This is a genomic window from Candidatus Jidaibacter acanthamoeba (assembly GCF_000815465.1).
In the GTDB taxonomy this organism is placed as follows: Bacteria; Pseudomonadota; Alphaproteobacteria; order Rickettsiales; family Midichloriaceae; genus Jidaibacter; species Jidaibacter acanthamoebae.
Map to the genome: position 1 here is coordinate 1 of NZ_JSWE01000057.1, position 7012 is coordinate 7012.

General features: G+C 29.9%; 5 protein-coding genes. 4 read left to right on the top strand and 1 reads right to left on the bottom strand.

Annotated features, from left to right (window positions below):
- The first annotated feature begins 18 nt into the window (after positions 1-18).
- Positions 19-192: a hypothetical protein gene (locus NF27_RS12245; protein WP_161791759.1), complete on the top strand. Its 174-nt coding sequence runs from the start codon at positions 19-21 to the stop codon at positions 190-192.
- A gap of 270 nt (positions 193-462) precedes the next feature.
- Here NF27_RS12245 and NF27_RS12250 read toward each other — a convergent pair whose 3' ends face one another.
- On the bottom strand, positions 463-630 hold the full coding sequence (locus tag NF27_RS12250) for a hypothetical protein (protein ID WP_161791760.1): 168 nt from the start codon (positions 628-630) through the stop codon (positions 463-465).
- Positions 631-1137: 507 nt separating this feature from the next.
- Between NF27_RS12250 and NF27_RS01305 the strand changes: the two genes are divergently transcribed.
- Genes NF27_RS01305 through NF27_RS01315 form a run of 3 tightly spaced genes read left to right on the top strand, consistent with a single transcriptional unit; the run spans position 1138 to position 6607 of the window.
- The gene (locus tag NF27_RS01305; protein ID WP_152606813.1) at positions 1138-3432 is read left to right on the top strand and encodes an ATP-binding cassette domain-containing protein; all 2295 of its coding nucleotides are present in this window, start codon (positions 1138-1140) and stop codon (positions 3430-3432) included.
- Between the two features lie 14 nt (positions 3433-3446).
- Positions 3447-4499 carry an HlyD family secretion protein gene (locus NF27_RS01310; RefSeq protein WP_039455016.1) on the top strand — a complete coding sequence of 351 codons (1053 nt, stop codon included), beginning with the start codon at positions 3447-3449 and terminating at the stop codon, positions 4497-4499.
- Complete coding sequence (locus NF27_RS01315) at positions 4496-6607, top strand: peptidase domain-containing ABC transporter (protein ID WP_039455019.1); 2112 nt, start codon at positions 4496-4498, stop codon at positions 6605-6607. The genes NF27_RS01310 and NF27_RS01315 overlap by 4 nt, the downstream gene beginning before the upstream one ends.
- The last annotated feature ends 405 nt before the right edge of the window (positions 6608-7012 follow it).

The following is a 7012-nucleotide window of genomic DNA, read 5'->3' on the forward strand; positions in this document are numbered from 1 at the left end:
TAAAATGGAAAACCAAAGATGCTATGGGTTATCACTAGTTATAAAACAGCTTATAATACCAGCCGAGGTATTGAGACAATCAATATGTTATTCAAGGGGCAGCTTTATCACTTACTTAAGAGCTCTGCTGTAAATATTAAATACTTTATTGAAAGGCAATTTAACTTACCTACTCCTACTTATGAATTCTAAAAAACCTCACAAAACTAGATAACTTCTTCCTTCAATTTAATTCTTTGCAACGCTACTCTATATACTAGATACAACTACCTGTTGCAAAACCTGCGCTTTGACATGATAAAGAACAATAATATAGACTATCATACACGCCTCTATACTCTGGCTTCTCCCATTTCCCACCGGAACAAAGGCAATTACAAGGCTTACCACCAACAATTAAATCTAAATATTCATTTTCTATGATAATCATCTTTCACTCTCCGTATAAGAAATTCTTTAACTTTAATTGCAACTTATATACCCCATTCCTCTTGATCTACAATCTACTATGCAACTAATTTCTGCTTTTCGTTTTCCTAGAAAGTACTCATTTCCTTGGTAATTACAAAGGCAATTACACATACCCCCACTAATTAAATCTAATTGGTCTTTTGTTAAACTAATTAACATAATTTGCCTCTTATTTAATTGATAGTTACTAAAACCGTATATTAAATAAATTAAAGATGTCAATATAAAAATTTTTCCTCATAATATTTCTAATGTATAGATTAACCTGAGATTCAATAAATACACATAATTCAATTTTTGAGTACCGGTGGGTATTAACTTAATATAAATAAATTATTATTAACTAATCCCAATAAAAATAAAAAAACCACACAAGGGCTAAATCAAAAAGTTATGAATATAATTTGGCTATTCTTGGATATGTCGTCATAAGTTTGGTAGAAAAACATTATATCTTGTCACACAAAAATATATGCGATATTACTTTGTGGTATGTGTTCTAAATAAAGCGTCGGTCATTAACTGTAGGTGACCTACGCTAGGTTATACTTTCCTTAAGGTTAGTTGCTGAGAATCTTCGTGGCTTGCTTTAATAATGTTGTTGAATTTTTCAAGCATAGTAAGGCCAAGGTGGTTTTAATAAATAGAATAGAAGTGAGGAATAAATTGTCTATTGATAATCACTTTAACTTGGAAGATTGGTTTTCATCCACTATAAATATTGGAGTCAGCACAAGCATCGGTTTTATAATATCTGGTTCTATTGGTGGGATATTAGGACTTTTAACATGTGGGGTTGATGAATACTTATTTTCTAGTGGGATAGAAAATAAGCATTATATTGCGCGCTCTGCTTTTTGGGCTACATCGTTTGTTAAGGGTAGCACTACTTTTGTTAATTTATACCCTCAATATAAATTGCTTTATTATTCATCACTGTTTGTTTTAATACCTGTAATTTCATATTCCTCAATTGACTTTCTAGATTATCAATCAAGGATTAATTATCCAGTAAATGCCTTTATTTCTATAAATGCATTATTTGGCCATAAAAATATATTTTCAAAAGCGGAGTTTAGTCAAGTATATAACAAAGCTTTAGAGAGTCCTATTGGAGCATTAGAACTTTTAGTTCATGATATAAAAAGAATACTTGATAATGATTTTTTAGCAAATTTCCTTCAAATAGGGGCACTAAAAATTACTTCTACTATGGTTGATTATTTGTTCCTAATATATATAGGAACTTATGGGCAAGGATTGTTTATAAATAATTTACTCACCGCCTATCAAACTTCCAACATGAACACAATTTTAAAAGAGGGAAGTAAAGTAATGAGTATATTGTTAACTAAAAAAGTTTTCGATTTTCTGATTTTGCTTGCAGATACTAATTTATTCAGAACACAAATCGATTTGGTTTTTCAAAAAAGCACAGAATTACTATTAGATGGAAATAATAGCAAAAAACTTATCGCTTCAACTAAAGGAAAAGAATTAATTAATAAACTAGATCAAGACCTTTCAACACTTTTATTTCAAGGCATTACCAAATTAAACTCAGAAATTACTATAACAGCTAAGTTTTTTATAGCATTCAGATACATTTCAAATGTAATGCCAGAAGCAATGGTTCCTTATTTATTAACTTTTTTATTAGAGCAAAATGTACTGAATTATGTTTTCACTAATTCTAAAAAAATTCAACAAAATTTATCTGAAGCAGAGACCAAATTATGGGGAATAAAATATCATATTTCCACTAATATGGAATATATAAATTTAAGAGATGCTAAGGAATATATAAAGTATAAATATAATGAATTTTTACTATATAGATCTTCTTTAAATAAAGATAATGAGTATTTAAATAACTTAAAAAATGGTGCTCAAGAAACAGCTTCTGGGTTAAATGAGTGGATTGATGCTCCCTACCTAGGATTTAAATATGTGAATAATCAAATCAATATTGCTCAAATCCCTTTAGTTAAAACTTCCATAAAAGATATTTTTGCTTTTTTGTCCAGTAGCTTAGATTACAAATTAGCACATACAGAATTACTTCTAGCTAAAGAACGAATAGATATACTATCTTCAATTTTATCTGAGCCTAGAAGTCAATCAGCTAATCATACGACTAACAATGAAGAAAAAATAATATTTGATAATTATGTGCTTATGTTGGATGGAAAGTTACTTTTAAAGATCAATTATTTGGAATTTCAACCTGGAAAGCATTATGCAATTACTGGAAAATCCGGATGTGGAAAAAGTGCTATTTTAATAGATCTTAAACAAGGATTATCTGGGGCATTAAGTAGCTCAGGTACAATTTCTTTACCAAAGACAATTAATAGTAAAGAGGTTCATCTTATGTTTATGGATCAAAATAATTATTTACCCTTACATTCTACCTTGCTTGAAGTGGCTTTTTTCCCTGGAAGATTATCATTACTTGGTTCCGAAGAAGTCATAATAGTAAGAAAAGAAGTTATTTCCTTATTTAAAGAGCTTGAAATAGATGAATTTACCCTAGATGAAGAAAATAATAAAGGGTTAATATCAAGGTTAGATAGCCAAGAATTTAAGTTGAGTGGTGGGCAGTCTAAAAAAATTGCAGTAATTCAAGCAATCTTGAACCAACCCAACATACTTATTGCTGATGAATTAACAAGTGGATTAGATAAAATGTCCATAATTAAAATAGAGCATGCTTTAAATAAATACCTTCCAAATACAATGATACTTTCAGTTGAGCACCACCCACAAGATAATAACTATGATAAATTTTATGATTTTGAAGTTAATTTTAGTTTAGAAGAAGGTGTTCGTATAAACAATTTAATTTCAAAATCAAGTGATATTAATATGACTCTCCAAGAGAAATCAGATATACAAAGTATGAATATTTGTTTAATAGAAGATTTTATCCTAAATGAAACATATAGCTTAATTATATAGTATTGGTTTAAATCATGAACAATCCAAATAAAGATAAGCAAAATCCCGCAGAAACTCCTTTATTTAGAAATGAAGTCCTTCAAAAAACTAAGGGATCTTATCAAGGGAAAATCATTATAACCAACCCTATCTCATTCACCTGTTGGTCATTAGGAATTTTTTTGGTTACCATTATGTTGATCATATTCTTGTCTTCTGGAGAATATACTAGACGTCAAGAAGTGCAAGGAATGCTTGTTCCAGATAAAGGGTTAATTAATATTTATGCAAAAAAATCAGGAATTGTCACAAATAAATTTATTCAACAAGGAGATACTATAAAAGCAGGGCAGATACTATACTATATATCTACTGACCAGCATACCTTAGCTGGACAAACTCTCTCTGAACAGCAAGTAGGCTTATTGAAAAATCAAATACATATCCAAGAAAACAGAATTACTATACTGGAAAAAAATGTTGCACGGTATAAACATTTGCTTCAAAAAAAATTAATTTTAGAAACTGATTACCAAAAAGTATATGATACTTATTTATCTGCCAAATCATCCTTAAATGAGTTAAAATACCGCATGAGTGAGATTAATAGTAGTAGTAATTATGTAATAAGGGCTCCAGAAAATGGTACAGTTTCAGTATTGACTACTATGATTGGAGATAGAGCTACAGAACAAACTTTAGTTGCTTCAATTATTCCTCAAGGTGCAATACTACAAGGTGTTTTATATGTCCCTACTAATGCAATTGGTTTTATTAGACCTGGCCAAAAGGTTTTATTAAAGTACCAAGCTTACCCCTTTCAGCAATTTGGATTATATGAAGCAACTGTAGAATATATTGATAAAAGTATATTATCATCACAAGATATAAAAATCCCCATTAATTTAAATATTCCATTTTATCGTGTTTTGGTGGCTTTAAAAAAGCAGACAGTAACCATTCACGGGCAAGCATACCCATTAGTTGCTGGTATGCTTTTTGAAGGCATTGTACTAAGTGAGAAGCGTACATTATGGCAATGGATTATGTCTCCTGTCTATAATCTTAAAGGAGGTTTAACATCATGATAGACAAACTTTCAAAGCAGCTACAATTTACATTTAGTAGTTATAAGCTTCCAATTATTTTACAAACTGAAGTAACAGAGTGTGGCTTAGCTTGTCTGGCTATGATTGCAAACTATTATGGCTATAAAACTGATTTATTAACTCTGCGTAGACAATTCTCAACTTCGCTTAGAGGGAGTAAATTACTAGACTTGATCAATATTGGAAAAAAGCTTTTTTTACTAAGTAGACCTTTAAAATTAGAATTGCATGATTTAAGTAAATTAAAAACACCATGTATTCTTCATTGGGATTTAGACCACTTTGTAGTTTTAAAAGATATTATAGGAAATAAGGTAATCATACATGATCCTGCAGTTGGTATTATGAAGTATACATTAGCAGAAGTTTCTAAACACTTTACTGGTGTTGCTTTGGAGCTAATTCCTACAGTTGATTTTCAGAAGAAAAAAGAAAAAACAAACTTATATTTATCTGATTTATGGAGCTCAGTAATTGGACTTAAAAAACAACTTTTGCAAATTTTACTTGTTTCTTTTTCACTTGAAGTTTTTGAAATTATTATACCTATATTTACTCAGCTAGTTACAGATGATGTAATAGTGGCTAAGGACTATCCATTACTTTATGTGCTTGGGATTGGCTTCGGGCTTCTTATGTTTACTAAGGCGCTTTCAAGCTTTGTCCGTTCATGGATTATTATATATTTATCAAACACACTAAATATCCAGCTTGTTGCTAATTTAATGTACCATCTATTTAAACTGCCCCTGAATTATTTTGAAAAACGTCATATTGGCGATATTATCTCACGTTTTAATTCCTTAACTCAAATTCAAGAAAAATTAAGTATTGATTTTGTTGTAGCAATAGTTGATGGCTGTATGATTATTATTACTTTTATTATGATGTTAATTTATAGCCCTCTTTTAACTTTAGTCGTAACGGTAACACTATCTTTATATATAATGGTTCGTATTATTCTTTATCCCACAATGTTGTATAGAGCTCAAGAATCTTTAATATTATCTGCAAAAGAACAATCAATCTTTATGGAAAGTATTCGTGCTATCCTGCCATTAAAAGTCTTTGGTAAAGAAACTATCAGGGAAAGTATCTGGCAAAATTGTTACATTGATAAACTAAATGCAAACATTAGTGTATCAAGATTAAACTTAGTATACCAATTTCTAATGGAACTTATTTTTGGTTTAGAACAAGTATTAATTATAGCTCTTGGAGCTAAATCTATAATGGACGATAATGGGTTTTCTATAGGAATGTTAATAGCTTATCTCTCTTATCGACAGCAATTTATCAGTAAAGCGCAAAATATGATTGAAAAATTATTACAATATAAAATGTTAAAGATTCATTTGGAGCGCGTTGCAGATATTGCATTAACCGTACCAGAGCAAAATATTCAAGGGGTTATTAAGGATATAAAAATAGTTGATGGAAACTTACAAGTAGAAAATCTAGCGTTTAGATATTCTGAGCAAGATCCTTACATTTTTAAAAATATTAATTTTACTGTCAAAAAAGGGGAAACCTTAGCTATTATAGGTCCTTCTGGCTGCGGTAAGACCACCTTAATGAAAGTATTATTGGGGCTTCTAACATCGTCTTCAGGTAATATCTTTATTGATAATGTGGATATTAAAAAGTTAGGTTTGCATACTTATCGTTCTCAAATAGCTGCGGTAATGCAAGACGACATGTTATTAAGTGGTTCAATAGCTGATAATATTTGTTTTTTTGACCCTGAGCCTAATTATGAACATATGTATACTTGCGCTATGATTGCAGCAATTCATAATGATATTGTGCATATGCCAATGTCTTATCAAACGCTTGTTGGAGATATGGGGACTACTTTATCAGGGGGGCAAAAACAGAGGGTATTACTTGCTAGAGCATTATATACAAGACCTAAAATATTATTTTTGGACGAAGCAACCAGCCATTTGGACATTAATAATGAAAATATAATTAATAAACATATTAAGCAGATAGGGGTAACTTGTATTATAATTTCACATAGCAAGGAAACTGTAGGTATTGCAGATCATATATTTGATCTAGAAGCTGTCCTTAAAAAGGTATAGCCAAGTCATTATATAAAATAAAATTCTTATTTTAATTATTAATTAATTAACAATTATAAATATAATATACCACCCGTATTCTTTACGGATGGTATATTATTAGTGAACTGTTAGATTAAAACTCAATCTAACAGTTTTATTTAGGGTATTATAAATGGTAGCGTTGCAAAGAATGAAATTAAAGAAAGAAGTTATCTAGTTTTATGAGGTATTTTAGAATTTATAAGCAGGAGTAGATAAATTAAATTGTCTCTCAATAAAGTATTTAATATTTATAGGTGAGTTCTTATACAGGTGATAAAGCTGCCCCTTAAATAACATATTGATTGTCTCAATGCCTCGGATGGTATTGTCAAGCCCCCGAAATATGTTCCACTTTTTAGTTAGTGACAAGTCATGTAGTTA